This window comes from Pseudomonas sp. Marseille-Q7302, assembly GCF_965111925.1.
In genome coordinates, this window is record NZ_CBCOPK010000001.1 from 241,543 (window position 1) to 265,791 (window position 24,249).

27 protein-coding genes are annotated in these 24,249 nt (G+C 62.5%); 10 read left to right on the top strand and 17 right to left on the bottom strand.

The features are described from left to right. Positions 1 to 14 precede the first annotated feature (14 nt). Positions 15 to 1,829 carry a sensor histidine kinase gene (locus tag ACWPW1_RS01195; protein WP_454252289.1) on the bottom strand — a complete coding sequence of 605 codons (1,815 nt, stop codon included), beginning with the start codon at positions 1,827 to 1,829 and terminating at the stop codon, positions 15 to 17. Between the two features lie 196 nt (positions 1,830 to 2,025). Between ACWPW1_RS01195 and ACWPW1_RS01200 the strand changes: the two genes are divergently transcribed. From ACWPW1_RS01200 to ACWPW1_RS01215, 4 genes are all read left to right on the top strand, one after another. Then, on the top strand, positions 2,026 to 2,226 hold the full coding sequence (locus ACWPW1_RS01200; protein ID WP_434775432.1) for a hypothetical protein: 201 nt from the start codon (positions 2,026 to 2,028) through the stop codon (positions 2,224 to 2,226). A 70-nt stretch (positions 2,227 to 2,296) separates the two neighbouring features. Next, the gene (locus ACWPW1_RS01205; protein WP_434775433.1) at positions 2,297 to 2,545 is read left to right on the top strand and encodes a hypothetical protein; all 249 of its coding nucleotides are present in this window, start codon (positions 2,297 to 2,299) and stop codon (positions 2,543 to 2,545) included. A 107-nt stretch (positions 2,546 to 2,652) separates the two neighbouring features. Beyond that, positions 2,653 to 3,984, top strand: coding sequence for a 2-oxoadipate dioxygenase/decarboxylase HglS (gene hglS, locus ACWPW1_RS01210; protein ID WP_434775434.1), 1,332 nt, complete (start codon positions 2,653 to 2,655; stop codon positions 3,982 to 3,984). Positions 3,985 to 4,044: 60 nt separating this feature from the next. Next, a complete protein-coding gene (locus tag ACWPW1_RS01215; RefSeq protein ID WP_434775435.1) occupies positions 4,045 to 4,494 on the top strand; it encodes an Lrp/AsnC ligand binding domain-containing protein in 450 nt (149 codons plus the stop codon). A 206-nt stretch (positions 4,495 to 4,700) separates the two neighbouring features. On the opposite strand, the gene ACWPW1_RS01220 is transcribed toward ACWPW1_RS01215, so the two are convergent. The 6 genes from ACWPW1_RS01220 to ACWPW1_RS01245 are packed head-to-tail and all read right to left on the bottom strand — an operon-like array spanning position 4,701 to position 10,154. Next, positions 4,701 to 5,513: a TraI domain-containing protein gene (locus ACWPW1_RS01220; RefSeq protein WP_454252290.1), complete on the bottom strand. Its 813-nt coding sequence runs from the start codon at positions 5,511 to 5,513 to the stop codon at positions 4,701 to 4,703. Beyond that, entirely contained in the window at positions 5,513 to 7,030 is a 1,518-nt protein-coding gene (locus tag ACWPW1_RS01225) for a conjugal transfer protein TraG N-terminal domain-containing protein (protein ID WP_434775437.1), read from the bottom strand. Before ACWPW1_RS01225 ends, ACWPW1_RS01220 begins: the two co-directional genes overlap by 1 nt. A gap of 16 nt (positions 7,031 to 7,046) precedes the next feature. Then, on the bottom strand, positions 7,047 to 7,391 hold the full coding sequence (locus tag ACWPW1_RS01230) for a hypothetical protein (protein WP_434775438.1): 345 nt from the start codon (positions 7,389 to 7,391) through the stop codon (positions 7,047 to 7,049). Then, positions 7,388 to 8,779: an integrating conjugative element protein gene (locus ACWPW1_RS01235; protein WP_434775439.1), complete on the bottom strand. Its 1,392-nt coding sequence runs from the start codon at positions 8,777 to 8,779 to the stop codon at positions 7,388 to 7,390. The genes ACWPW1_RS01230 and ACWPW1_RS01235 overlap by 4 nt, the downstream gene beginning before the upstream one ends. A gap of 20 nt (positions 8,780 to 8,799) precedes the next feature. Then, the gene (locus ACWPW1_RS01240; RefSeq protein WP_454252291.1) at positions 8,800 to 9,735 is read right to left on the bottom strand and encodes a TIGR03756 family integrating conjugative element protein; all 936 of its coding nucleotides are present in this window, start codon (positions 9,733 to 9,735) and stop codon (positions 8,800 to 8,802) included. Next, on the bottom strand, positions 9,732 to 10,154 hold the full coding sequence (locus tag ACWPW1_RS01245) for a TIGR03757 family integrating conjugative element protein (RefSeq protein WP_434775441.1): 423 nt from the start codon (positions 10,152 to 10,154) through the stop codon (positions 9,732 to 9,734). Before ACWPW1_RS01245 ends, ACWPW1_RS01240 begins: the two co-directional genes overlap by 4 nt. Before the next feature lie 212 nt (positions 10,155 to 10,366). Between ACWPW1_RS01245 and ACWPW1_RS01250 the strand changes: the two genes are divergently transcribed. Next, on the top strand, positions 10,367 to 10,687 hold the full coding sequence (locus tag ACWPW1_RS01250) for a type II toxin-antitoxin system HigB family toxin (protein WP_434775442.1): 321 nt from the start codon (positions 10,367 to 10,369) through the stop codon (positions 10,685 to 10,687). A gap of 2 nt (positions 10,688 to 10,689) precedes the next feature. Then, entirely contained in the window at positions 10,690 to 11,127 is a 438-nt protein-coding gene (locus ACWPW1_RS01255; protein ID WP_434775443.1) for a helix-turn-helix domain-containing protein, read from the top strand. A gap of 53 nt (positions 11,128 to 11,180) precedes the next feature. On the opposite strand, the gene ACWPW1_RS01260 is transcribed toward ACWPW1_RS01255, so the two are convergent. From ACWPW1_RS01260 to ACWPW1_RS01300, 9 genes are read right to left on the bottom strand one after another with little or no spacing between them, the layout of a single operon-like run. After that, positions 11,181 to 14,045, bottom strand: a complete 2,865-nt coding sequence (locus tag ACWPW1_RS01260) for a conjugative transfer ATPase (protein ID WP_434775444.1) — start codon at positions 14,043 to 14,045, stop codon at positions 11,181 to 11,183. Beyond that, positions 14,045 to 14,473, bottom strand: a complete 429-nt coding sequence (locus tag ACWPW1_RS01265) for a TIGR03751 family conjugal transfer lipoprotein (protein ID WP_434775445.1) — start codon at positions 14,471 to 14,473, stop codon at positions 14,045 to 14,047. Before ACWPW1_RS01265 ends, ACWPW1_RS01260 begins: the two co-directional genes overlap by 1 nt. After that, positions 14,454 to 15,848: a TIGR03752 family integrating conjugative element protein gene (locus tag ACWPW1_RS01270; RefSeq protein WP_454253893.1), complete on the bottom strand. Its 1,395-nt coding sequence runs from the start codon at positions 15,846 to 15,848 to the stop codon at positions 14,454 to 14,456. Before ACWPW1_RS01270 ends, ACWPW1_RS01265 begins: the two co-directional genes overlap by 20 nt. Next, entirely contained in the window at positions 15,835 to 16,725 is an 891-nt protein-coding gene (locus ACWPW1_RS01275; protein WP_434775447.1) for a TIGR03749 family integrating conjugative element protein, read from the bottom strand. The genes ACWPW1_RS01270 and ACWPW1_RS01275 overlap by 14 nt, the downstream gene beginning before the upstream one ends. Further along, the gene (locus ACWPW1_RS01280) at positions 16,722 to 17,390 is read right to left on the bottom strand and encodes a PFL_4703 family integrating conjugative element protein (protein ID WP_434775448.1); all 669 of its coding nucleotides are present in this window, start codon (positions 17,388 to 17,390) and stop codon (positions 16,722 to 16,724) included. Before ACWPW1_RS01280 ends, ACWPW1_RS01275 begins: the two co-directional genes overlap by 4 nt. Beyond that, entirely contained in the window at positions 17,387 to 17,806 is a 420-nt protein-coding gene (locus ACWPW1_RS01285) for a TIGR03750 family conjugal transfer protein (RefSeq protein ID WP_434775449.1), read from the bottom strand. Before ACWPW1_RS01285 ends, ACWPW1_RS01280 begins: the two co-directional genes overlap by 4 nt. Positions 17,807 to 17,827: 21 nt before the next feature. Then, positions 17,828 to 18,199: a TIGR03745 family integrating conjugative element membrane protein gene (locus ACWPW1_RS01290; RefSeq protein WP_434776676.1), complete on the bottom strand. Its 372-nt coding sequence runs from the start codon at positions 18,197 to 18,199 to the stop codon at positions 17,828 to 17,830. A gap of 12 nt (positions 18,200 to 18,211) precedes the next feature. After that, positions 18,212 to 18,451, bottom strand: a complete 240-nt coding sequence (locus ACWPW1_RS01295) for a TIGR03758 family integrating conjugative element protein (protein WP_007160000.1) — start codon at positions 18,449 to 18,451, stop codon at positions 18,212 to 18,214. Continuing rightward, complete coding sequence (locus ACWPW1_RS01300) at positions 18,448 to 18,807, bottom strand: integrative conjugative element protein, RAQPRD family (RefSeq protein ID WP_434775450.1); 360 nt, start codon at positions 18,805 to 18,807, stop codon at positions 18,448 to 18,450. The genes ACWPW1_RS01295 and ACWPW1_RS01300 overlap by 4 nt, the downstream gene beginning before the upstream one ends. A gap of 502 nt (positions 18,808 to 19,309) precedes the next feature. On the opposite strand from ACWPW1_RS01300, the gene ACWPW1_RS01305 reads away from it, so the two are divergent. The 4 genes from ACWPW1_RS01305 (at position 19,310) to ACWPW1_RS01320 (ending at position 23,110) form a co-directional block, all read left to right on the top strand. Further along, on the top strand, positions 19,310 to 19,582 hold the full coding sequence (locus ACWPW1_RS01305) for a hypothetical protein (protein WP_434775451.1): 273 nt from the start codon (positions 19,310 to 19,312) through the stop codon (positions 19,580 to 19,582). A 549-nt stretch (positions 19,583 to 20,131) separates the two neighbouring features. Next, entirely contained in the window at positions 20,132 to 20,389 is a 258-nt protein-coding gene (locus ACWPW1_RS01310; RefSeq protein ID WP_434775452.1) for a hypothetical protein, read from the top strand. Positions 20,390 to 20,660: 271 nt separating this feature from the next. Continuing rightward, positions 20,661 to 22,262 carry a methyl-accepting chemotaxis protein gene (locus ACWPW1_RS01315; RefSeq protein WP_434776677.1) on the top strand — a complete coding sequence of 534 codons (1,602 nt, stop codon included), beginning with the start codon at positions 20,661 to 20,663 and terminating at the stop codon, positions 22,260 to 22,262. Between the two features lie 590 nt (positions 22,263 to 22,852). Continuing rightward, positions 22,853 to 23,110: a hypothetical protein gene (locus tag ACWPW1_RS01320; protein ID WP_434775453.1), complete on the top strand. Its 258-nt coding sequence runs from the start codon at positions 22,853 to 22,855 to the stop codon at positions 23,108 to 23,110. 133 nt (positions 23,111 to 23,243) lie between these two features. Here the strand turns inward: ACWPW1_RS01320 and ACWPW1_RS01325 are convergent, their stop codons facing one another. Next, positions 23,244 to 24,131, bottom strand: coding sequence for an FAD-dependent oxidoreductase (locus tag ACWPW1_RS01325; protein ID WP_434775454.1), 888 nt, complete (start codon positions 24,129 to 24,131; stop codon positions 23,244 to 23,246). Positions 24,132 to 24,249 lie beyond the last annotated feature (118 nt).

Genomic DNA, 24,249 nt, shown 5'->3' on the forward strand with positions numbered 1-24,249 from the left:
GAGGGGCTTGGCGGTCATCCGCGGACTTCTTCCTGGGGCACCGAGGCGACCCCCGGCTTGCCGTGCTGCAGGTAGAGGCGTACCTCGGCTCCGCCGTCGGCGTGGTTGGACAGGTGCAGGTGGCCACCCAGGGTCCGCAACAGGTTATCGCAGATCGCAAGGCCCAGGCCGAGCCCCTGGGCGGTGGCCTTGGTGGTGAAGAAGGGTTCGTGGGCACGGGCCAGGGCTTCGCTGGAAAACCCCGGTCCATTGTCTCTCAGGATCAGGGTCACACCGCGCTCATCGAGGCTGGTGGTCAGCCATAGTCTGCGGGTGCTGGTCTTTTCCGCCAGGGCGTCGAGGGCATTGCTCAGCAGGTTGCTGATGATCTGTCGCAGCCGGGTCTCACCAGCCTGCACCCACAGGGGCGCATCGGGCAGGTCGCGGATCAGCTCCACCTGCATGGCGCGGCGGCGAGCGGCGACCATGGCCAGGGCGTCTTCCAGGGCGCCCTGCAAGACCACGCTTTCCGGCGCGCGGCGGGCGCCGCGGGCATAGGCCTTGAGGTGGGCGATGATGTTGGCCATCCGCGTGGTCAGCTCGCCGATCAGCTTGAGGTTGCCACGGGCATCGTCCAGCCGGTCATGGTCGAGCAACACGACGGCGTTTTCCGTGTAGCTGCGGATGGCCGCCAGGGGCTGGTTGAGTTCGTGACTGATGCTGGCGGACATGGTCCCCAGGGCCGACAGCTTGCCGGCCTGCACGGCTTCGTCCTGGGCGCGCATGAGTTCGCGCTGGGCCTGTTCGCGGTCGTGCACCTCCTGCTGCAGGCGCGCGTTGAGCGTCTGCAGGTCGCGGGTGCGTTCCTCCACGTTCAGCTCCAGGTCGCGCTTGGCCCGGGCATCCAGCGCCAGGCGCTCGATGAAGTGCCGCCGCCGCAGGGTCATGACCACCAGCAGCAGGAGCAACGCCAGCAGGGTCGCGGCCCCCACGTAGAGAGCGCTGCGTACCTGGCGCTCGACCATCTCCCGCGGTGCCAGGATCTGCGCGGTCCAGCCCACCTCGTCGAGATTGCGGGTCTGGGTCAGCCAGTCGTCAGGGACCAGCGTCAGGGGCGCGGGATTGGTGGTGGGGTAGGGGCGGTTGGCATTGACCTGCTCGCGCTGGCGCTTGTCCAGCGGATGGGTCGCACGAAAGCGCCAGGCGTCGTGGGAGGTGAGAATGACCACGCCGAGGTCGTCGGTGACCAGCAACTGCTCGGGGGCGTTGCCCCAGAGCCTTTCCGCGCTGTCCAGATCGACCTTGACTACCACCACGCCGGTGGCGCGCTCGCCGTCGCGCACCGCGGCGGCGAAATAGTAGCCGCGCTTGCTCGACGTGGTACCGAGGCCGAAGAACCGACCCGGTTGGCCCTGCATGGCCGCCTTGTAATAGGGTCGGAAGGAGAAGTCGCGACCGACGAAGCTGTCTGGCTGGCGATAGTTGGAGCTGGCCAGGCAGGTGCCGTCACCCTGCATCAGATAGATGACATCCGCTCCGGTACGCTGCCGGATGTCTTCCAGCATCTGGCTGGCAGCGTCCTGGGCGCTGCCGTCACCCTGGCGCGCCAGGGCGTTGCGCAGCACCGGCAGGTCGCCCAGCAGGTCGGGCAGCACCTCGTAGCGCCTCAGGGTGCCGAGCAGGTTGGCGACATAGAGGTCCAGGGTCTGGCCGTTCTGCTCGGCCAATTGCGCCTCGTAAAAATGCTGGGCCGCATAGCGCAGCGGAATCAGCAGCAGCGTCAGGCCTAGGGCCAGCAGCAGCAGGCTGCTCCAGCGGGGGCGCTTGGGAAGGTGAGGGCTCTTGGGCATGCGCGGCAACGGTAGGGGGCGTCCAGGCATTATGCCCAAGCTGGGACCCTGGCGAAGGGGTCGGCAGACTGTTAACGCCTTGGCAGTCGGTTGAAATATCTTGTTACCAATGGCCTGGCTGTGGAAGAGGACACGGTTTTGCCTGGCGAAAGCCGGCTAACTGAAGCGGCAATCAGCCACCGAAGGAGTGATTTCCATGAAAAGCACCACTCTCTGTCTGACCCTCGCCGGCCTTCTGGCCACCTCTGCCGCCTTCGCCCAGACGGCGCCGACCGATCCCGGTACGCCGCCGGCAGCTACCACCAGCAGCCCTGCCAAGACCGGCAAGCAGGCTACCACCCACCACAAGAAGGTGGCGCACAAGAAAGCCCACAAGGCCAGCACCAGCGGCAGCTGACCCGCGGCGCGGCACCTCCCCGCGCAGGAGGTGCCTAAACAGGAGTGAATCTGTCCAGAGGAGTCCTCCCATGCGCAAGTCCCTGCTGCTTCCCACCTTGATCCTGGGCCTCGGCCTGTCCGGCGCCGCCCTGGCCCAAACCAGCCCAACCAATCCCCCCGCTACCCCCGCGCGTCCCGATCCCACCAGCACCCATGGCATGGAAAAGGCCCCCAGCACCGGTGTGGGCGCGGCCGACAACGGTTCCAGCGGCGGTTCGGGTAGCGATACCGGCGCCGATCACGTCAAGAAGCCAAAGACCCAGCACAAGGATCACTAGGCCTTCCACCCATTCCCCCGGGGAATGAACCGATGAGCAAAGATCGCTTGAGCAGCGCGCGGGGGCGTGTCGAAATCGACGTCTAGCCTGAGCCAGGAGCCGCTCCCATGACCGCCGCGTCGCTGCTTTCCCCGGACCTGATCCGTACCCGCTTTTCCCAGGCCATGTCGGTGATGTATCGCCAGGAGGTACCGCAATACGGCACCCTGCTGGAGCTGGTCGCCGAGGTGAATGCCGGGCAGCCGGGTTTCTCCCGGGATTCCGCGGAGCGCCTGGATCTGGAGCGCCATGGCGCCATCCGTGTCGGCACGGCTGACGAGTTGGCCACCCTGCGCCGCCTGTTCGCCGTGATGGGCATGCAGCCGGTCGGCTACTACGACCTCAGCGTGGCGGGTGTCCCGGTGCATTCCACTGCCTTCCGCCCGGTCGAGCCGGCAGCCCTGCAGGCCAATCCCTTCCGCGTCTTCACCTCGCTGCTGCGCCTGGAGCTGATCGAAGACGCCGAGCTGCGCCAGCTGGCTGAAAAGGTCTTGAACGAGCGCCGCATCTTCACCCCGGGCGTGTTGGAGCTGATCGAGCGCGCCGAGGCCCAGGGCGGTCTCACCGACGCGGAGGCCGATGCCTTCGTGCAAGAGGCGCTGGAGACCTTTCGCTGGCACCGCGAGGCCAACGTCGATGCTGGCCTCTACGGGCGCCTGCACGATGCTCACCGACTGATCGCCGACGTGGTCTGCTTCAAGGGCCCGCACATCAATCACCTGACACCGCGCACCCTCGATATCGATGCCGTCCAAGCCCGGATGCCCGCCCGCGGCATCACGCCCAAGGAAACCATCGAGGGCCCGCCTCGCCGCCAGTGCCCCATCCTGCTGCGCCAGACCAGCTTCAAGGCCCTGGAGGAACCCATCCTGTTCCAGGGCGAGGTCCAGGGTTCGCACACGGCGCGCTTCGGTGAGATCGAACAGCGCGGCGTGGCCCTTACCCCGGCCGGTCGGCAGCGCTACGACGAACTGCTGCACGAGGTCCGCCAGCGCAGCAAGACGGCGGGCAGCGACTACGCGACCGTGCTGGCCGAGGTGTTCCAGGCACTGCCAGATACGTGGGACGAACTGCGCCGCCAGGGTCTGGCCTGGTTCCGCTATCGCGCCGCCCAGGGCACTGGCTCAGGCGTCGAGACCACGGATACCGAGGCCCTGATCGCCGCCGGCCAGCTCATCGCCGATCCCATCACCTACGAAGACTTCCTGCCGGTCAGCGCCGCGGGCATCTTCCAGTCCAACCTCGGCGCCGGCAGCCAGCAGGAGTACCAGAGCGGTGGCAATCGCGCCGCCTTCGAGTCCGCCCTGGGTGCCTCGGTGCTCGACGAGATGGCGCTCTACGAACGCCAGCAGCGCGAATCCCTTAGCGCTGCCCTGGCTGCCCTCGGCCGCCTCGCCTAGAATCACGGCTCCCGCGTCGGTGGCCACTGCCTCCGACGCCCGCCCCTGGCAGGCAGCCTGATGTTCACCAAACTCGATCCGACCGACTGGCAGCTCATCCACCTGCTGCAACAGAACGCCCGCGCCTCCAACGCCACCCTCGCGCGTCAGCTGGGCCTGGCCCGTACCACCGTGGTGACCCGCCTGACGCGGCTTGAGCGCGACGGCATCATCCAGGGCTACGGCCTGCGCCTGGGCTCCGAACTGGAACAGGCTGCCGTACGCGCCTATTGCGCCATCAGCGTCCTGCCGCGCAGCACCGCCGGCGTCATCCGCGCCCTGGAAAAGATGGTCGAGGTCGAGGAAGTCTCCTCGGTCAGCGGTCAGTTCGACTACCTGGCCTTCCTGCGCTGTACCACCCACGAAAAGCTCGACGAGCTGCTCGACCGCATCGGCAACCTCGACGGGGTCAAGCAGACCCAGACGTCGATCATCCTGAATCGGAAGATCGACCGGCGCAGTGGCACTTAACGACCTTTCATAATCAGGGGGGAATGATATCGGCAGGTCGTGGAAGGCCTAGTTTGTTGTCAGCTCATTTAGCCGTACTACGACAGTTCACTGCTGGTATCTGCGGTGTTTGTCCTGTAGGCATCTAGCGCCTGGTGAGCGCTAGATTATGGTGCCCAAGGCCACCTGTTTGAATCGTGAAGCTTGAGAGCCAATTAGCGCCCGATTCAACAGGCGGCTTGGTCCATGACCGCTTGAGAGGCCTGGAAGGTCAGGTCGCCCAGGATCCCGGCCTGCGCTTCCTGACCGCTAATCATGAAAAGCAGGTTCGTCCACAGCGTCTCATAGCCACGGAGCCAGGCGAGCAGGTCTGCATCCAGGACGTGGCTGTACATCAGGGCAGTGGCAGCGCTGTGAAGGCGATAGGGCTGTTCAGGCAGGTAGTGGTAGCAGTAAGGCCGGCGCAGCGGACCTTGCCAGGGGTACCACAGTGAACCGTCGTCCTGTTCCACGCACAGATCGACCACCAGCTTGCCCAGGTCCTGCAAGAGCGACGCATAGGCAACGCCCGCTGTCCAGGCTTCAGCTTGCGCTGCTTGCTCTTCAGGCGGCGCACCGATGGGTAGCAGACAAGCCTGACGCAGACGCAGGGCATAGCAGACCCGGCGCAGGGCGTGGTCGAGCATGCCGCCTGCATAGCGGTACGGCCCGTCCGGGGAGACCGGAAAGGCCTGGACCAATCCGGCGTAGCGTTGCAATGGCGTCTGGTACAGCCGCTCAAATTGCTCGCGGGATACGGCGGTTCGCTGCCAGATCTGTTCCATCAAGGCCTTGCGTTCGGGGTGTTCCAGCAACACCGTGCCGGGTAGAGGATGATGCAGGCCGTCACTCGATAAGGCAGGGGTATCAGAGACCGGCAATACGGCCGCATGGAAGCGGCGACGTAAACGCGTCAGCATGGTGAGCGCTCCTGGGGTGTGATTGATCTGATCCGCCTGCTCGAGCGGTCTGCGTGACGTTGTGGCATGTCCTATGGCCATCAGCGCATCCCTTGCCGAACGACGTCCGTCCCTCTCGCGCTGGCGCCGCGCGCATCCTGCGTACCGCTCGCCAGTGCCTGAAGGGCCGCGCCGACGCGCAAGCCAACCCAGGTCAAGGCGGTCATCCAAAACGTCGGGAAGGCGATAAACATCGTGGCCATGACGAAATTCAGCAAGAGGTCACCGAAGGCGTTGTTCAGGCCGATTAGAGGATCGAAATTTCGGTGCGGACGTCCGGCGCCAAAGCCCCAACCATAGAGCGCGTCCAGGATGGTGCTGTCGAGCCAACGCGCCAGCTGAAACCAGAACTCTACAAAGAAGAGCGCGAACTGCACTGTGCTGAGTGTCAGCGTGGTCTTGAGGTCGTAGGTGCCTATTACCAGCAGTAAGGGAAGGCCAATAACCAGCGCCATTTTCAGCAGCGACAGCACCATCGGCAGTGCCTGACGCACGACGTCCATGGCTGGAAAGAACCCCAAGGATCCCAAGGCCAATCCTGTGTCGCCAGCCAGGCGTGCGGCCATGTTGGGCAGAGACATATCCACCTGCCCACCATAGTCGGTATAGACCTGACCCTGATTGAGCTTCTGCTGGCGCGGCGCGACGACAGCGCGTATGACCGCATCGTCTACGGTCTGCCGGGAGACAAAGCCTGCCCACTGCGCCAAGCGGTTCAGCAGGCCGGCATCAACCTGGGTCAGCAATCGCTCGCGCAACCCGCGTCCTGGATCGGACCACCATTGGCGACAGGTTGGATAGCCCGCGCCGTTGGGACCCGGTGCCAAGCCTGCATCACGCGTCGCTTCGTGAGGCCAGGCGGCACGTGGGGTACGCGCCCGGTCAATGTCATAAAAGCCGGGTGAGTTGAGAAAATAGCGAGAGCCGATCCAGGTGACGTCATAACGCTGATCCGGAGCCAGGCCAGGGCGCTGCATGAACAGCCGGGCGCGCGAGGGGCCGTAGCACTCACGGGTAAAGTCGGCTACTTCCTGCGCGAGCAGTGGATCGGCAATGCGTGTGGCATCGAGCTCCATGCGGATCTGTCGCAAGTCCGTGCCACAGGGAATGGCCGCAATGGCTGCGCCGGTCACAGCCTTTGACAGGGCGTGCACAAAGAACCACCAGACCGGTATCAGGGCCTGCTGTCCGTTGAGTTGGGTATAGCTCAAGGCCCAGCCCGTCTTAGCAGGGGCCGCGACATCGACCTGGCATTGGCGGGAGCGGGTCGTATCAAACTGAAGGGTGTTCAGCGATACCGGGATCATGGGAATCGCTGCAAAGGCAATAACGCCGATCGCCAGGAGCATGCGGCTTTCGATGCGCCGGCTGGATAGTAGGCTTTGCTGACTTTCATCCGTACTGACGGTACGGACGTGTAGCCATTCCTGGACCACGATCAGCAGAAAGGGCAGCGCAAAAAGACCGCTGGCCAGCAATAGATTCCAGATGCCGTTATGGATAAGCCAGCCGACCAGGGTGAGGTAGTACTCAAGGTAATCCGTGGTGTAGAGCGTCATGACGTGGGTGTCCTCACTAGACGGCGTGGGCCCAAAGACGCCATTCCGCAACCGCCAGCGTCGACAGGGCGAGGCCTTCCAGCAGGTACAGACGTACCACGCCGCGTGATGACCCTTCGCGGGCGCGTACCCGTTGGTGCAGCCCATACCAGCCCCACGCCGTGAGGCCATACAGGCACAGCCGCCACAGCAACAGGAGTATCGCGTGCGCCTCCAGCCAAGCGGTCCAGGCCTGTAGCCGGTCTAGGGAGGGTTGGCCGAATTGCGGTGCCAGGAGGAACACCACCAGGAGCACCAGCGCGGCCAGTGAGCGACGCCGCAGGCATTGTTTGCGGACCGCACGCCAAATGAGTCGGCTCATGGCGCAGCCTCCTGAGGGGCCTGAATCACATCCAGGCGGCGGGGCGTGGCATCACCCTGGAAGATGCCGCCTGAGCGAGCGGCGCGTTCGCGTTGGCGATCTACCACGCGCGACGCCGCATTGGTCGTCAGCGTCCTGCGCAGCTCCAGCTCGGTCTTGAGGTTACCGACCTCCTGGGTCAGGGTTTCCTGCTCGGTACGAAGGGTGCGTGTGGCGATCTCATTTGCGGCGACGTTGGGCTCCTTGAGGCCGGTCAGCAGCAACCGCTGGAGCAACAGCGCTTGCTCCACGACGCGTGACAAGGCCACCTCGGAGGCGAGGCGCTCGCTTAGTACGTCTCGGTCCGGCTCATCGCGTAAGGCCTCGATGACGCCTCGGGTGACGGGCAGTGCGCGGCTACCGGCAGCGGCGAGCTGCTCGGAGGTGGTAGGCGTGGTGCCTGCGACGAGGTCGCGCAGCGCGTGCAGGACCTTGTCGTATTCCTCCTGGATCAGCGGCGTCAGGCCTACGCCCGGTGTGGTCTGGGTCTTGGTGCACTGCGTGCAGGTTCTGAGTTCGCGCTCTCCCAAGACCTGATTGGCCCAGGCCGTCGCAGCCTGCGGTGACGGCCAGACCTGACAGATCAACCGGTCGTGGCACTGCGCGGGATCCAGGTCGGTGGTCTCTTGAGCATTTCGCCCGTTGAGCAGGTTGTAGCCTGCCTGGGTGACATCGCTGATCAGGCGGATCGGGGGCTGATCACGTCCTCCTGCTGGCGCTCCGGCCACCCACGGCACGCCCTGCTGACCTCCGCGGGTTTCAGCCTGCTCGACCGCGGACACTCCGTCGCGACTGGCGAGGGTTTGCTTGAGCGCCATGCCTTCGGCGAGCTGATCCCATCCGGCGCTTCCGCCTGCAAGATCTGCCATGCGACCGGCCAGGGCGCGGCAACTGGCCTTGGAGCGATCGAAGTCCAGGCGCGCCTGCAGGATGCCGTTGGTGAGGAGGTTATACAGGGCAGGATCTGCCCGCTGGATGATGAGCGCGGGGAGTGAGGCCACTGCACTGGTGGCGTTCTGGATGACATTGTTCATCAGGCTGTGAAAGCCGTTGGTGACGCCATTGAGCTGGTTTTGCACCGTGGTCGACAGGCTCATGTCGCCGCAGACCAGGTTGCTGTTCCAGCCAACGCCCACACCCAAGCTCTCCATGTTGCCCGCCGGGCTCATGGACACCGCCCGGCCGCCGCCAATGCTGTAGAACACCTCGTCACTGAAGACCGGTCCGCTGAGGTTGATGCCTGTGTTGTCCAGGCGAAGTGATTGCGCGCCACTGCTGGTGAGCAGCAGCAGCATGCCTGCGGCGAGGTGCAGGGCCCGCCAAAGGCCCATTCGATGAGGAGGGGTCATGGAGATACCTGCTGAGATCGCTACAGAAAGTCCTGGCTGCCCAGTAGCACCTGGCCCTGGCGCTCACAGCAGGCATAGGGTCGCCACAACGCCCAGGCGTAGTCGCCTTGGGGCGCCTGTGGTCCTGCTTGGTCATGCGGGAACACCACGCAGGTGGACGAAAGCCGAGGCGCCAAGGGCTGCCACCTACCGGTTTGGGCATCGCCCTCTTTGAGCGGGCCGGCAGGCCAGTAGCCCGGTTGCGGCTGCGCCCGCAGCGGCTGGTAGACGTGGGGCTGTCCCTCACGTGTGACGATATCGCCTGCGCGCTGGGCGATAACGGCGGCGCCCTTGTAGTCATCGGCTTGATGCACAAAGCCGGTACGGGGATAGACGGTGCCCCAGAGGTTGGCTTGCGCGCGGGTGCCAATCTCCCGTAGGCCGGGTGACACCGCTTCAGGATAGGCGCGCTCGGGTATGCCATATCGCCAGGCCAGGGTATCGAGCGTGCTGAGCAAATAGGGTTTGAACGGTGTCCCGGCGCCACCGCAGGTGTAGCCAAACTGGCCGGCATACTGACCCAGGGCGGCAGCGCCGGGATGACCGATCACATCCGCATTCTTGAATAGGGCAAGGTTGTTTTCATGCACCTCGGCGCTGGTTCCTGCGCCGCCTGAGCGCGCCATGGCAGTCGCCGGACTCAGTGCACGCAGGGCCTGCCACGGGTTTTCACCGGTGTTCGAATAGCTGGCAACGACGGCGTCCGGAACGTAATGCCTGACCTTGAGCGAGGTGCGGACGCTACAGCCGCCTAAGGTGCAGTAAAGCCAGTAGCAGATGCCGACAACGCGGTACTGCAGGCAGTCGGGTGAGGCCACCGAAGCCACGATCGCCGAGGTATCCAGTGCCAAAGCCGCGGTCGTGCTGGCAAGGGTTCCGGCCAGCAGCACAGGACGCAGGCGAGCAGAACGCTTCATGGCCGGCGGCCCTGCTGGCGTTCGATACGTGCCATGGCCCGGGCCACGTTCGTATCGCCATAGACGACGTAGCGGTGATCAACCACTACGGCCGGCAGGTGGGTAAGCCCTAGATGCCAGGCCTGTAGGAGGTCTTGGTAGGCATTGGCTAGTTGTTGGGCGAGGGCTGGCGTCTGTTTCAGACGATGGCGAACCCTTTGTTCAGCAGTCGCGAGGTCGGGTGGTAGGTCTCGAGAAAGCTCTCCTTGCAGCCACGAGGCCTTGTCGAGCAGAACGACACGGGCACCCTGAGTCTGAGTAAGTGGATGGTGGCGGTCCGTATAGGCCACAACGTCCACAGCCTCTGCGCGAAGGCAGGCTAGCCCCAGGACCAAGGGCCCCAGGCAAGTAGGGCGATACCGGGCATTACGATGGGGCATGGCGGCAGTCGTCTCCAGGCACGGGGATATGCCTAGTTCAAAAGACGACGAAGCCGAGTACCAGAAAGAATAGGGAAGCGGGCCTTACCGGATTTTTAACGACGTTTTTGCTTGAGCAAGCAGGCGGCTGGCGGGCGGGGGCTAGCTAATCGTGCCCGCTTGCCTTCCTACCCGCGCATCTCATATTGAGATGCGCGCTGGTTGGCGCTAGAATGAGCGAAGTACAAGGTAGTGAAAGGTACGAAATGCGGATTATCAGCGAGGCCCGAATCCGAGAGGCAAAGTTGAAATGGCCGCATGCTGCTTCCGCGCTAGAAGCCTGGCGACAGTTGTTCAGGAATAACTCACCTAAGGATTTCGCCCAGCTCAAACAGCTCAATCCTGCTGCTGACAAGTACAAGGATAAGTACATCCTCGACGTTGGTGGTAACAAGATCAGGATTATTGCTGTCATTCATTTCAAGGCCGATACCCTGTACATCAGGTACGTCTTGGATCACAAAGAGTACGATTCCGGGAAGTGGAAGGACTGATCATGAGCGCACTGCTAAAACAAGCTATCGAGCATTGGGCGTATGTCGCTCCAATGGTGAAAAAGCCAACCAATGACCAGGAGTATCAGGTCTTGGTGCAGGCACTTGATGATCTGCTCGATTATGTCGGCGAAGACGATAGCCATCCGCTTCATGGCTTGATCAAGCTGATGGCCGACGGTATTGAAGCGTATGACGCCGATACGTATCCGGCTGAACCGGTACCTCCACGTGACATGCTGGCGCTACTCATGCAACAACATGGTTTACGCCAAAGTGATCTCCCTGAGGTCGGATCTCAAGGCGTGGTATCGGAAATACTCAGTGGGAGGCGCGATCTCAACTTGCGTCAGATGATCGCTTTGGCAGAGCGCTTTCAGGTGTCGTTATCCACGTTTGTACCTGATATTTCGCGAGCCACCGTCAAGCCTTCAGATTGACGCGTGCTGATGTACCATGCAAACGATGAAAGATCTGCACAAGCCGCCGCTAATCAGTCAGGCGGCGGCCTAGGAGGGTCAAGGAGGGCCGTGGTAATGCCACGCTGCCGGTCAAGCGCCTCTGCCATTTTGAACGCTGCGTCCAACTCGCTGAGCCCGTCCTGCATATAGCGGTAGCGCTCAGCTTTTTCTTCCGGGTCGGTCATGGCCAAGGCCAGAACGAGGCTAGGCGGTACCACGCGAAAGAGCGTTTCCATCGACTTGGACAGGATGACCCCTTCGCTAAACTTGCCCGCATCCTTGCGCGCAGAGCGCATCAAGGCCTTCTGTGCCGGCGTCAGCTCGCGGAAGCGGGCGATCTTCTCGATCTCATCGGGCGGCATCGACAGGCAGATCCACCACTCGATCATGTTGAGCATGGGTTCGGCCGCTGCTGGCAAGTCGTCCAGGTTCTGAGTGGCCAGCCAGAACCAGGCGCCGAGCTTTCGCCACATCTTGGTGATCTTGACCACATAGGGTGCCAGCAGTGGGTTTTTGGTGATGATGTGTCCTTCGTCGGTGACGTTGATCAAGGGACGCCCCAGGAACTGATCGCGCTCAGCCAGATTGTTCACGGCGTTGATGAGGCTGACGTAGGCCACGGCAAGCTGCGCGCCATAGCCCTCCCGGGCAAAGGTCGCCAGATCCACCAGGGTGATGTCAGCCTCAGGCCACGGCGTGCCAGGGCGATCAAAGAGTTCGCCGTCGCTGCCCTGACAAAACAGGCTCATGGCTTCGGCCATGTCCAAGAGGCGAGCGCGTCGAGGTTCGGGAAGGGCGTCGTCGCGTGCCTGCTCGCGTAACGTGGCGCAGAGATCGCGGGTCAGCACGGGCTGTCCCTGCGCTACACAACGTTCGGCGGTCGCCAATAGGCACTGACGCAGCAGGCTCCGGTCTGCGCGGGTCATGCGTGCGTCCTCGCGTGGATCTCCGCCGGTAATCATCAGGCGCGCGATGATCTCTAGTTCGCCCAGGACATCACGCTGCTCATCCGACGCCTCCGACTGCTCACCCTCTGCACTGTCGAGCGCTTTGGGGGAGGTCGGTGTGACCAGCCGCCAGGCATCGGCGAAGGGGGCCAGGCTGATGCCGCTGCCCGGTGTGAGGGTTACGCGGTGAACGGATAACCCCAGGCGGGCGGCGAAGTCGGCAAACAGCCCAAAGGAGTTACCGGCCTCGACGATGAATAATCGAGGTCGGTACAGCGCGGTCACCTGCTGCAACAAGTAATTCAAGGTCGCGCTCTTGCCCGACCCGGTTGGGCCGAACAGAAACAGGTGGGCGTTCATTTGGCGATCAAGGCGGCTCAGCGGGTCGAAGGTCACCAGACCCCCACCTCGATTGAAGAAGGTGATGCCGGGATGACCCGTTCCAGTACTACGGCCCCAGACCGGGGCCAGGTTCGCGGCGTGCTGCACGAACATCAACTGGGTATACCAATGCCGGCGGTCGGCCGCAGGATCAAAGACTGCGGGTAGCCAACGAAGGTAGCTGTTAAGCGGCGCCACCTCCGCGTCTTCGCGTACCACTTGCAGGCCTGCCGTCAGCAGCACGTTGGTCAGCGTGTGGCAGCGTTGGCGCAGACTCTCCCTCGCCGGTGCGCGCACATAGAACGCCAGCGCGCCTCGATACAACTTGTGCTGTCCACCGATCAGAGCCCGGGCCTGCTCGACATCCTGGCGAGTGTGCAGGGAGGCGAGGGTATCGCCCACGGCCTTGCGTGCCAGCGTATTGAGCTGCGCCTCCAATCCATCCTGTGGCGTTGCGACTACCGTCAGGCACATCACCGTGCCCTCTGGCAGCTGATCCATTACCGCATTGAGGGCCTCACCATGCCGCATCTCACCGCTTAGGTGGCCTGCTTCCGGAGGCTGACGTAGTCGATCAACCACCAGGACGCGATGAGGTTGATCGTCGAAGTACCACACCCCGGTGGTTCGGTCTGAGCGAGGTGGCGTGAAGAAAAGGCGCTGCGCAAAATCGGTCCCGCTGGCCAATTCCAGGGCGTCGGGTGGTGTCGTGTCCGGATAGCGGGTCAGGGCGTAGAAGCGTGCCTTATCGGCGTCGGTATGGCCCAGGTGAGTGGGATCGGGATTGAACCAGCGCAGCAGCCAATCGTGGATGGCGGCAGCGTCCAGGCGTGTGCTGGACACACCTGCGCTGGCGAGCGCCGCAGTAAGGCGGTCGCAGGTTGCATTCAGATCCTGCTCAGGCGCTGAGACAGGGCTGCGGCGCGCGGTGGCGGGAAGGCGCCGGTACACGACCATCCGGGTACGGCGGTGCTGCCCACGCCAGGGCAACTGGGTCACGGTGGTGTCGTCGAACAGTCCGCCAGGCGTGCTGACCGCCTGCAAGTGGCGGGCGGTCAGGCGCAGGTAGTAGTCCGTGAAGACACTGTGACGCGCGAGAGGGCGGACGTAGTTGGCCAGGGTGTTGAGGTAAGCCTCGAAGGTGGATTCGTCCTGGGCATAGAACTGCACGACCCAGGGACTCTCGTCGTGCTCATCGAATGTTTCCTGCAGGGCGGTTTCGACGGCGTCGCGCGCTTGCGCGAACCAGTCAGGCTCGCGTCCTTCTGTCGCCAGTGGTTGCAGCTCGAAGAAGGCCGCCACCGAGCGTCCATCGTCCAAGAGCATGCACTGCGCGTCAGGCAGGTACTCCACCCACGGCAGGAGATCGACGAACGAGGGCGCCTGGGCGTACAGCCTGTCCTGATCCGCCTGGGTAGCAGGCCGGCGTTTGGACTGGTCCAGGCAGGCACCCGGGGCGGCCAGCCCGTGTTTGGCCAGCCGCATGACATGGGCCTGCCAGGCATCCGACGAGTGAGGGTCTAGTGTCGTCTGGCGCAGGCGCGGCCAGCGGAGCCAAGCGCGGCGCATCAGTAGTCCTCCACGCGCTCACCAGGCAGGGCGTAGGGTACGTGTCGATAGAGCGGAAACACCGTGCTATAGCCAGGCACTGGAACAGCCTCCTCGCCGGCCAAATGCGGGAAGACATACATCACCAGGTCAGGGTTGGGCAGTCGGGGAAATTGCTGGTTGAGGGCCTGAGCACGCTGGCGCAGGTCCGCGCGCATGCTGCTGGGGGATGGCTCATCCCCAACGGACAGCGGACGACGCACGTGCTGCCGGACCTCGTTCAGGCGAGCCTCGGCGCCCTGGACACTGCTCGTGTGGGCACGCCAGAGGTCGAGCATGGTGTGATCACCGGGCGGCAGTAGCGTGTCCTTGCTGGCGCAGCCTGCCAGCGCAAGGGTTAGCAGCGGGGTGGCAAGCGCGAAAGTCACGTCAGTCCAAGGGCGCTGCATGGGAGCCTCCTGTCAGGTGATGAACGCGTCGCCCCTGGGGGGCGTAATCCAGCGTGACGGGCCGTTCCAGGTGAACCGCAACCTGGGCGCCGGGTTTGACGTACACCGCCGCGAAGGCTTGGCCATAGAACCGATTGACCCACTGCGACAGGTCCTGCATGCCACTGGCCAGGATCTGGTTGAGCGCCCCCTGTCCGGACGTGCTGGTGGTGCCGAACGTGCCGGCGCCGCTGAAGACGGCATGCGTGCCCTTGTCGGCTGACAGGAGCGATGCCGCGCCAGCACCTGCGGCGGTGATCAAGGCCTGCGAGCCCAGGTACTGGGCCGCATTGCTACGCCGCTCACCCGCTACGCAGGGAATGCCCTGGTCATCGCTGATCCAGCCCAAGGCGTTGTCTGCCGACTCACCGCGCCGGGCCTGGCCGCTGGGCGGGTCATCGTCAGGCAGGGTGCGGATCGTGCCGTCGGTAAAGACGAAAGTCAGGCTGCGGATCTGTCCGCGGACGCAGGACAGGGTCCAGTCACCGGAGGCCGTTCCGCTAACCACGGCGCCGGCCACGTCGGGTAATTCGATGCCGTTGGCAGTGAGGTTGTCCGGGCCGATCAGCACCTTGAAGGGGTAAGGGTCATTCACCGTGCCGTCGACAGGGACTCGGCCGATCAGGGCGGTCATGGCGACCGAGCCCACCAGGGTGGCATTGGCCGGTAAGGTATAGACCGGTTTGGCCGGTGCGTCAGGCGCGTGGCTCATTCGGTCGTCAGGGGCTGAGGCAGGTGGCGACTCAGGGGCTAAGCCCAGCTGCAGTGGCCGCGCCTGGCTCTTGCTGGGCGCAGCGTCAGGCGGCACATCGCTTGGCTCAATCCAGCGCAGTGGTACTTCAGTCGACGCCTCTTGGGCGGGCTCCAGGCCGAGTCCTACCGGCAGCTCCGTGGCATCGTCCTGTGCGGGGGTGTGCAGGCGCTGCTTGACGTCGTTGAGCAGTTGTTCGGTCTGCTGCCGTTCACGCGCCAGCTGCTCCTGAGCCTGCTGCCGCTGCGCCCGCTCAGCCTGCAAGGCGTGTTCGATTCGCTGATCGACTAGCGCGGTTGCATCCTCAGGACGGCCGGACGCCTGACGCGAGTGCTGCACATCGCGCGTCGCAGTCTCCAGTTCCTGACGCAGCTGCTTGACCTGCGCCACCAGGGTCGCGACGGTATCCCGAGGGGAGTCACCTTCAACCCCCAAGGCGGCGCGTTCCTCTCGGGTCAGCGCATTAGCGGTTTCGGGCTCAACATCAGACGTACTGGAGGACCCGGTGCATCGCGTAAGGCCGACGGCAGTCATCATTCCAGCCAGGGGAATGGCCGCCCATTTGAATAGGCTATTGGTCTTCATCGACATTACCGTGGCGCAGCGTGGGTAAGACAGGAGGGCGAGGTGTGACGTCTGGGAAGGGCGTGACCCTGGGGAGCAAGGCGCCCCGCAGTCCCTGGTGGCGCGTGACGAGATAAACCACTGTGGTATCGGTGGCCTGACCGGACGGGCCAAGGTCGGGGTGCTGGAAGGTGGCAGCCACAAAGTCGCCCTGTAGTGCCTCGGGTACCAACGCGATAGGACGTGCGCTTTGATTGCTCAGGCGAACTGCGGTGATCCGTAGGTGCTGCAGTTGCCAGGCGGCGAGGGCGCGTGCCCTAACGGGGAGCCCTGGCAACAGGCTGTCCAGGGGCAGCTCTTTCTCCACCGTGGCTGGGCGAATGCCCTCGACTGGCTCAAGGGTGCGTAAGGGTGCATAGAGACGCTGCGCGGCATAGCGGGTCAGGGTCATCGCCAGGGCCGCGTCCGGAGCGCTCTGCGCAGTACCGGCTTCAGGCGTAGTCGGCGCAGGCGGCGAGCCCTCGTCTGGCGCATCCAGGACGATACGTATCGGCTCCGCTGCCGGTTGCCCCGATTGGGCCGGCTCCGCGGCGACGTCGAGCAGGATGATCATGCCCGTTTGCACATCCTGTACCTGCAGCCGCGTGGGCGGAAGCACGGTGCTGGCGCGCAAGTACAGCGCGCCGCCAGTGCTTTGGATACGCAAGCGATCACTCAGGACTGTAGGGACGCCAACGCGCACCTTGCGGTCAAGGAGCACGACACGTTCCTGGCCTACCGTGAGCGGCACCGCGAGGGGCAGGCGCTTCCAATGCAGGATCTGTGTGGCCTGACCGGGTGCTGCCACACCGAGCCCAAGGAATAGCGCGGCGAGCAGGGATAGGGGCTGGCGAGTCATGTGGCGGCTCCTGGTTCTTGAGCAGGCGTCGGGTCCGGGTGGGTGTCGATGCGTTGTGGCGGCTGGGCATAGCAGTCCAGCGCAAGGCCGAACGGGTTGTGCTCAGGGTCTTGATCCAGCCGTACGACCTTGAGCTGGTAGCGCACTAGCGCCCGCTTGATCTGCTCGCTGCTGTAGTACTCATCCGCCGTCAGATCCAGCGTGACGATCCAGTCGCGAGCCGAGATCACCCTGACCCGACGCGCCGGGTCCTCGCCGTAGCCGCGTCCTGGGATTTCGTAGACGCCCCGGACGCGTAGCCGCAGCTCGCCGTTGGCGCGTCGGCGCTGATAGTCCTGCTCGAGGAAGGCCTGGCAGGCGGGCGTGAGGTAGGCCGAGAGGGTTTTGAGGTTGCGCGGGTAATCCGCCTCGCCATCGCTGGGCCAGCGCTGCAGCTGCTGCCAGATGTAGAAGGCGAAGGCATAGACGTTTTCGGGCGGTACGTCCCACCAGCGACGGGTGCTACCTGAACGCAGGTCAGGCGGGATATGGATGGTCAGATCCCGCGGCGCGCTCCACCAGCCAAGGCCCAGTAGCAACGCCAGTAGGGCCAGGGCACCGGCGGCCAGACGAAGGGTGCGTATGTGCGCCTGCAGATGCACGATTTCGTGGCGAAAGCGGCTCATGACCAGCGCTCCCCTTTACGCAGAAGCGGCCGGGAACGTCGTGTGCTCCAGGTGCCTGAGCGCAGGATCAACGTCTGTCCGCCGACCCAGGCGGCCAGGAGGGGCAGGCGGATTGCTACCTGCCATTGCAGGTGCCGATGCAGCCAGGTATCAGGTCGTCCGCGCTTGAGGGTCTGCAGCAATCCGCTGCTCAGGTAGAGCCCAACCGCCAGGGTGATGAGGATGCCGGTGGGCAGCACCGCCAGCTGCCCAACCACAACCGCCAGCGGCAGACTCAGCCCTAGCCCGATCAACGCAAACAGCGTGGTGGCAAACCAGAGCTCGTCCGCGGTCAGCCCTCGGACGACGGCCGGTTGGCGATTGAGTCGGTGGGGCAGGAACAGAACCTGGCCGTCTTCGGCGCGTACGGTCTCCATGGTGAGGGGCCGCTCCGCGCGTCAGAGCACACCGATGGCGGTGGTCAGGAGCCAGATCCCCACGACCAACAGCATGGCGCCTACGGCCACGGTGAGACCAAATTGCCCCCAGGTGGCGCGGCCAGTGTGGATCTCGGAGTAGCGGGTATAGGCGTGGTAGCACACCCCGATAAACATGGACGCCACAACCAGCAGCGCGACCAGCATGACGATGTCGTAGCCGTAGTTCTGCAGGGTTTGCAGGATGCCGGTGCCCTGCCCACGGGTGGGTGCTTCCATCTTCGGCAAGCCAGCGGCGTAGGCGCCTTCAATCAGCCCGATACCAGTGACGGCTGTCAGGGATTGAGCAAGACGGCGAGGGCAGATGCGCAACAGCGACGTAGACACGTTCAGGTCCTCCGCAGGTCAGGAAAGCAGTAGAAAAATCAGGGCCAGGTACAGGAAGAAAAAACGCACCGCGACGCCCAGCAGTTGGCGTTGGGTCATGCGGTGTTCGGCCCAGCTCACGAAGGCCGTGCGCAGGGCCCAGACGCCCCAGAGCTGAAAGACGGCAAAGACCAGGCTCAGCACCACCGTGGAGACGGCGGCAGGGGTGAAGCCACCGCTGGCCTGGAAGGCCGCGCTTTGTGCGGCGGAAAGGGTCATGGCGAGGCCGCCTCATGTGGGTCGACCTCGCGGGCGTAGTCACCTGCCAGCGGCTGCAGATCCCTGGGCTGGGCGCGGGAGGGTGTCAGGTAGTGCTCGATGCCTTGGCGGATGCGCTGCAGGTCTTGCTGCAGGCGGGCATAGTCGAAGTGGTAGCGGGTGCCTGCAGGGGCTGCGCGCGCAGCGGTCTGGACAGCCAGGTGTTCGGTGATCGTCAGCTGCCGGATGACGGCGGCTAGCTGCTCACGCTGAGCGTCATTGTCACCCGCCTGCGCATGGGGGGTGCTTAGCGCAACCGAGAGCGATGTGAGGAGGAGTGCCCAGTGAAGTAGGGCGAGGCCTTTGCGCGTTGCCATCTTGCTCGCGTCCTGAGCAATTCGATGGCGCGAAAGTGCCGTTTACGGGAGCGTCACGCCGCAGAAAATCCGATTCAGCGCGTACCCGGTTTTTTGTGGACGGCGGCCTCACCGAGAAAGCGGAGCGCATGCCAGCCGGTTTGTTGGTTGCAACCGGTAACCGCGAACGTTAGATTTTGGCTGTCGTGGTCAATCCCGCGACCGGGCGTCAGAACCCGTTAAACCAGGGCGCGGCAGCGTCATAGCCAGGCGAATATGGGTCGTTTGATCCGTTCCGCTTTTCTATGGCAGGCCGTGCGGGGCAGGCTATTGCCTGGCCGGTTCCCTTGGTTTCCGGTTTCTGACCCCCGTACGGTCTGCCACCACTTCTGTGTCAGAACGGATGGTGGCAGCTCCTTAATCAAACCAGGGAGCATAAGTAGAATGCCTCGTCCTCCTTTTAAGCCCGGGCTCCGCCTGGCCTATCCGATTGTCTGTTTCACCTCCTGTACGGAGGTGCGCCATGACTAATTGCACCAACACCATTGTTCCTTTTCCAACACCTCCGATTCGAGCGCGACAACCCGACTTCGAGCCGGATACGCCGGAAGCCGAGGCTGAATTGCACGTGTCGGTTCTGAACGATCTGCTAGATCAGTTGGCGTCTGAATCGGAGGGAAAGGGAGAGCTTCGTCAGCGGTTGCTCGCGTCTATGATGCGCGACCTGCTTGACGACGTTGTCGTGCTTTATCGACGAGCACTGACAGAGGCTCGCATTAACAACAACCTCAGGTGAGGACGCTGCGCCTGTTGGAGCGGTTAGTACTGACAGGCGCGCTCGTCTTGCCCCCGGAGACGATCAATTCGGCATTGCCTGTATTGCTTATGTCGCCTGGTCTGCTCTAGCCGTTGAGCAAGCAGGTAAGCCTGCGGGGTAGAGCCATCTTGCCAGGCAATTTGCATACAGCCGGCGAAACGGCTTGTCGGTTGCAACTGGGTGCATCGGGCGTTAGATTTTGGCTGTCGTGGTCAATCCCACGACCGGGCGTGAGAACCTGGAAGTTGTCCAAAGGCGCGGTAGCGTCATAGTGCTTAGCCAGTATTTGCATGCTGCGCTAATGCTTCTCTATGGCGGGCCGTGTGAGGCAGGCTTTTGCCTGGCCGGTTCCCTTGGACGCCGGATTCTCACCCTTGCACGGTCCGCCTCCTATGCTCGTGAGAAGGCTGGTAGGCGGTTCCTTAACCTGTCCAAGGAGTAAAAAGAAAATGCCTCGTCCTCCTTTCAAGCTCGGGCTCCGCCTGGCCTATTCGATTGTCTGTTTCACCTCCTGTACGGAGGTGTGCCATGACTAGTCGCACCAGCACTATTGTTCCTTTTCCAACGCCTTCGCATCGAGCGCGCCAACCTGACTTCCAGCCAGATACGCCGGAAGCTGAGGCTGAATTGCACGTTTCGGTGCTGAACGATCTGCTAGATCAGTTGGCGTCTGAGTCAGGAGAGAAAGGTGAGCTTCGTCAGCAGCTGCTCGCGTCCATGATGCGCGGACTGCTTGACGATGTGGTCGTGATGTACCGCCGAGCCCTGACAGAGGCTAGACGTTAACCACAGTCCAGGGTAATGAGCCTTACCTGTCGGAATAGGTGGGTTTGGCAGTGCCCTGGCTTTTAGGTCCAAGTTAGCCACGGATTCGCCCGTCTCAACCTGAAAAAAGCGCCTATCAAGGCCGATGCAGTGGCATTTCGGGCATCATTACTTATGAAATGATATTAAATTGCCACCCGCCCTTTAGAAACGACCGCTTGGCGAGGTAGCGGTTAAGGATAGTGCAAAGGTGCCGACCAATATTTATCGCAATCATCATTGGTATGTGACCATGTCCTTCCGCTCTTTCAGTATCGCTACCCGTAGCCTTATGTGCTTCAGCCTTCTGGCCGCTCTGGTCGCAGGACTTGGCATCTTCGGCATCACACAGCTGTCTCACGTCCGTGAACTAGGCCGGGTGATGGAAACTGACAATGTTCCCAGCATTGTCGAAGCAGATAACTTGGCACTGCAGCTTTCCCGTACTCGCCTCGAAGTGGTGCGTCTACTAGCTGTTCCTGACGCCGCTGCCGCCACCCGCAAAAAGATCGACAACCTTGGTATCGAGGTTGCGGCTGGCTTCAAACGCTCAGAAAAATTGATCAGCTCCGCTCGGGAGCGCACGGCCTATGAAGCATTACACAGGGTCTACGAAGGCTATTTCGCTAATACCTTGAAGGTAGCTGAGTTGGTAATGGCGGGCCGGCTGGATGAGGGGCGCGCGATGGTGCAATCATCAATGCTTCAGCAGGGTGAGCAGATGAACGATTTTGCTGAGGATCTGCGCCAGATCAGCCAAGAGGATATTGCGGCAGCCGCAGAGGCTGCCGAAGTAGCTTACGTCCAGTCCAAATCGATCACTTGGCTGGTCATCGGACTGGCGTTGGGTCTGACCCTGCTGTTGGCCTGGCGCCTGACTGTGAGCATGACCCGTCCCCTTGCGGACGCCGTTGACGCGGCCAAGGCTATCGCCGGTGGTGACCTAACTCAGACTCTCGATATTCGAGGCCATGATGAAGCTGCTCAGCTCCTTCAGGCTATGCAGCAAATGCAGACCAATCTACGCGACACACTGGGGCACCTAGGTCATTCCGCCACGCAGCTCGCCTCGGCAGCTGAGGAGATGACGGCTGTCATGCAGGAAAGCGCATCTGGACTGCAGCAACAGAACAGCGAAATCGAAATGGCGGCCACCGCTGTAACCGAAATGAGTCAGGCAGTAGAGGAAGTGGCTGGCAATGCCGCCTCTACGTCCTCTGAGTCACGCCAGGCCGTCGAGACAGCTCATCTAGGCCAGCTACAGTTGGGCAATACGCTTAACGCGATCGAAACGTTAACCAACAACGTCATGGGTGCTAGTGACCGTGCTCGGGAACTCGCTGAACACACGCGTGATATCAGCCAAGTTCTGGACGTCATCCGATCGGTTGCTGAGCAGACCAATTTGTTAGCCCTGAATGCGGCGATTGAGGCGGCGCGTGGCTTTGCGGTCGTGGCCGATGAGGTCCGTGCGCTGGCCCATCGCACCGGCGAGAGCACTAGAGAAATTGAAGGGATGATTGGCAGCATTCAGCAAGGCACCGGCCAGACCGTAGATGCGCTACTAACCAGCGCTGACCAGGCCCGCCAGACCCGTGACCAGGCCCAGTCCGCCAACGCCGCCCTGGCGGCCATTGCGCAGTCGGTATCCGGTATTGATGAGCGCAACCTTGTGATCGCCAGTGCGGCTCAGGAGCAGGCTCAAGTGGCTCGCGAAGTCGACCGCAATCTGGTTCGGATCCGTGATCTTTCGGTGCAAACTGCAGCAGGTGCTGAACAAACCCGCGCGGCTAGCCAGCAGCTATCAGAGCTTGCGGTAGGGCTCAATGGTCAGGTCCGTCGTTTCCGTGTGTAACTGATTCTAGGGACCGTTTTACAGTATCCCTATCACACTCATCTCCGTCGCAGAGCCCTTCTATCACCATGACCGTTTGACGCTGATCAGCCACATGATTCGCGCAGCGAGCAACTCAGCTTATTGGATAGGCTTAGGTTTTCTCGGCGAAAAAGTATCCAGTTGAGGCGTACACGATTTCTTATGGAAGCCGACCGCCTTGAAAAATGGAGCGCACGCCAGCGGGTTTGTTGGTTGCAACAGGCAAGCCTGGACGTTAGATTTTAGCCGTCGTGGTCAATCCCACGACCGGGAGTCGAAACCCGAGTTGTCTGAGGGCGCGGAAAGGCGCCATAGCGTAGTGGTCGTTGCGATGCATCGAGCACTGCGATTCTATGGCGGACCGTGCGGGGCAGGCTTTTGCCTGGCCGGTTCCCTCGGACGCCGGTATTTCGACCCCCGTACGGTTCGCCACCCTTGCCGAGTCGAAACGGTATGAGTGGCTCTTCAACCTGTCCGAGGAGCATGCCGAATGCATCGACTTCCTTTTAAGCCCGGGCTCCGCCTGGCCTATCCGATTGTCTGTTTCACCTCCTGCACGGAGGTGCGCCATGACTAGTCGCACCAGCACCATTGTTCCTTTTCCAACATCTCCGATTCGAGCGCGACAACCCGACTTCCAGCCAGATACGCCGGAAGCCGAAGCGGAGTTGCATGTGTCTGTGCTGAACGATCTGCTAGATCAATTGGCGTCAGAGTCGGTAGAGAACGGAGAATTTCGCCAGCAATTGCTTGCGTCGATGATGCGCGATTTGCTTAACGATGTTGTCGTGCTTTACCGCCAAGCCCTGACAGAAGCTCGACATTAACAACCCTCTTGAGCGATGACGTTGTACCTGTCAGATAAGGTAGAGCTGGCAGGTGCGCTACTGTTTTTGCGAAGAAGACAGGTTAATACCTGCTAGCGCTTTAGTAGAAAGCCGGCGGCCTGGAGTGCTTCACTCAGCGAAAGATCAACGACTGGTGAGCTGCGCCACCTGTGCGAGCGCCGTCGCCGACAGCGATCGCCACGTTACCGGTAGCCACTGCCACATCTCCACAGGCGAACACACCTGCCACACTGGTTTCCCGCATCTGGTCTACGGTGAGGAAGTCGCCCAAAGGGCCGCTTTCAACGGCAAGGCCTAGCTGCTTGATCAGGGGGTTGTTCAGATGCGTGCGTGGTTGGACGAACAGTCCTGCAAGCGTAATCACACGACCACTGGCCAGTGTCACTTCCAACCGCTCCCCGCCAATAGAATTAACCGGCTCCTGCTCGAGCGAAACGCCACGCTGTGCAAGCTTTCCGCTCTGTTCCGCATCCGGCTGGAAGGCGCCGTTGAGGAACAAGGTTGTTGGTCCCCAATCAGGCAACATCAAGGCCTGATGGATAGCCAGTGGTGAGCTGGCCAGAACACCGATGTTTCCTCTGTCGAGCTCATACCCATGGCAGTAAGGGCAGTGGAAGACCTGGCGCCCCCAGCGCTCAGCCAAGCCAGGGATATCTGGCAGCTCATCGATTACCCCGGAAGCCAGAATCAGCCGACGGGCATTGAAGGTGAGGCCATCGCTTGTAGCGATCGAGATCACATCAGCCTGTTTCTCTGCCGCAACCGCGGACGCTTCATGCCAGATAACGGAGCGGTAGGCGAGCAGTTGCCGACGCGCTTGGTCAGCAATTGCATCTGGGCTATTGCCGTCTTGCCCCAAGAATCCATGAGACGTGGCAGCGAATCGATTACGGCGTTGCCCAGCATCAATCACCAATACAGAACGGCGCGCCCTAGCCAGCTGCATGGCGGCGGACATGCCAGCGTAGCTGCCACCCACAACGATCACATCATAGATCATGGAGTTTCCCCTTGAGAATTTCAGGAAACAACATAAGTTACATGATCGCCGAAAGTCTAGGTCTTGTAACTTTTCCTGTGTCGAGAGAAGCTGGGCGGCTGAAGTGAGGTTTTTGAGC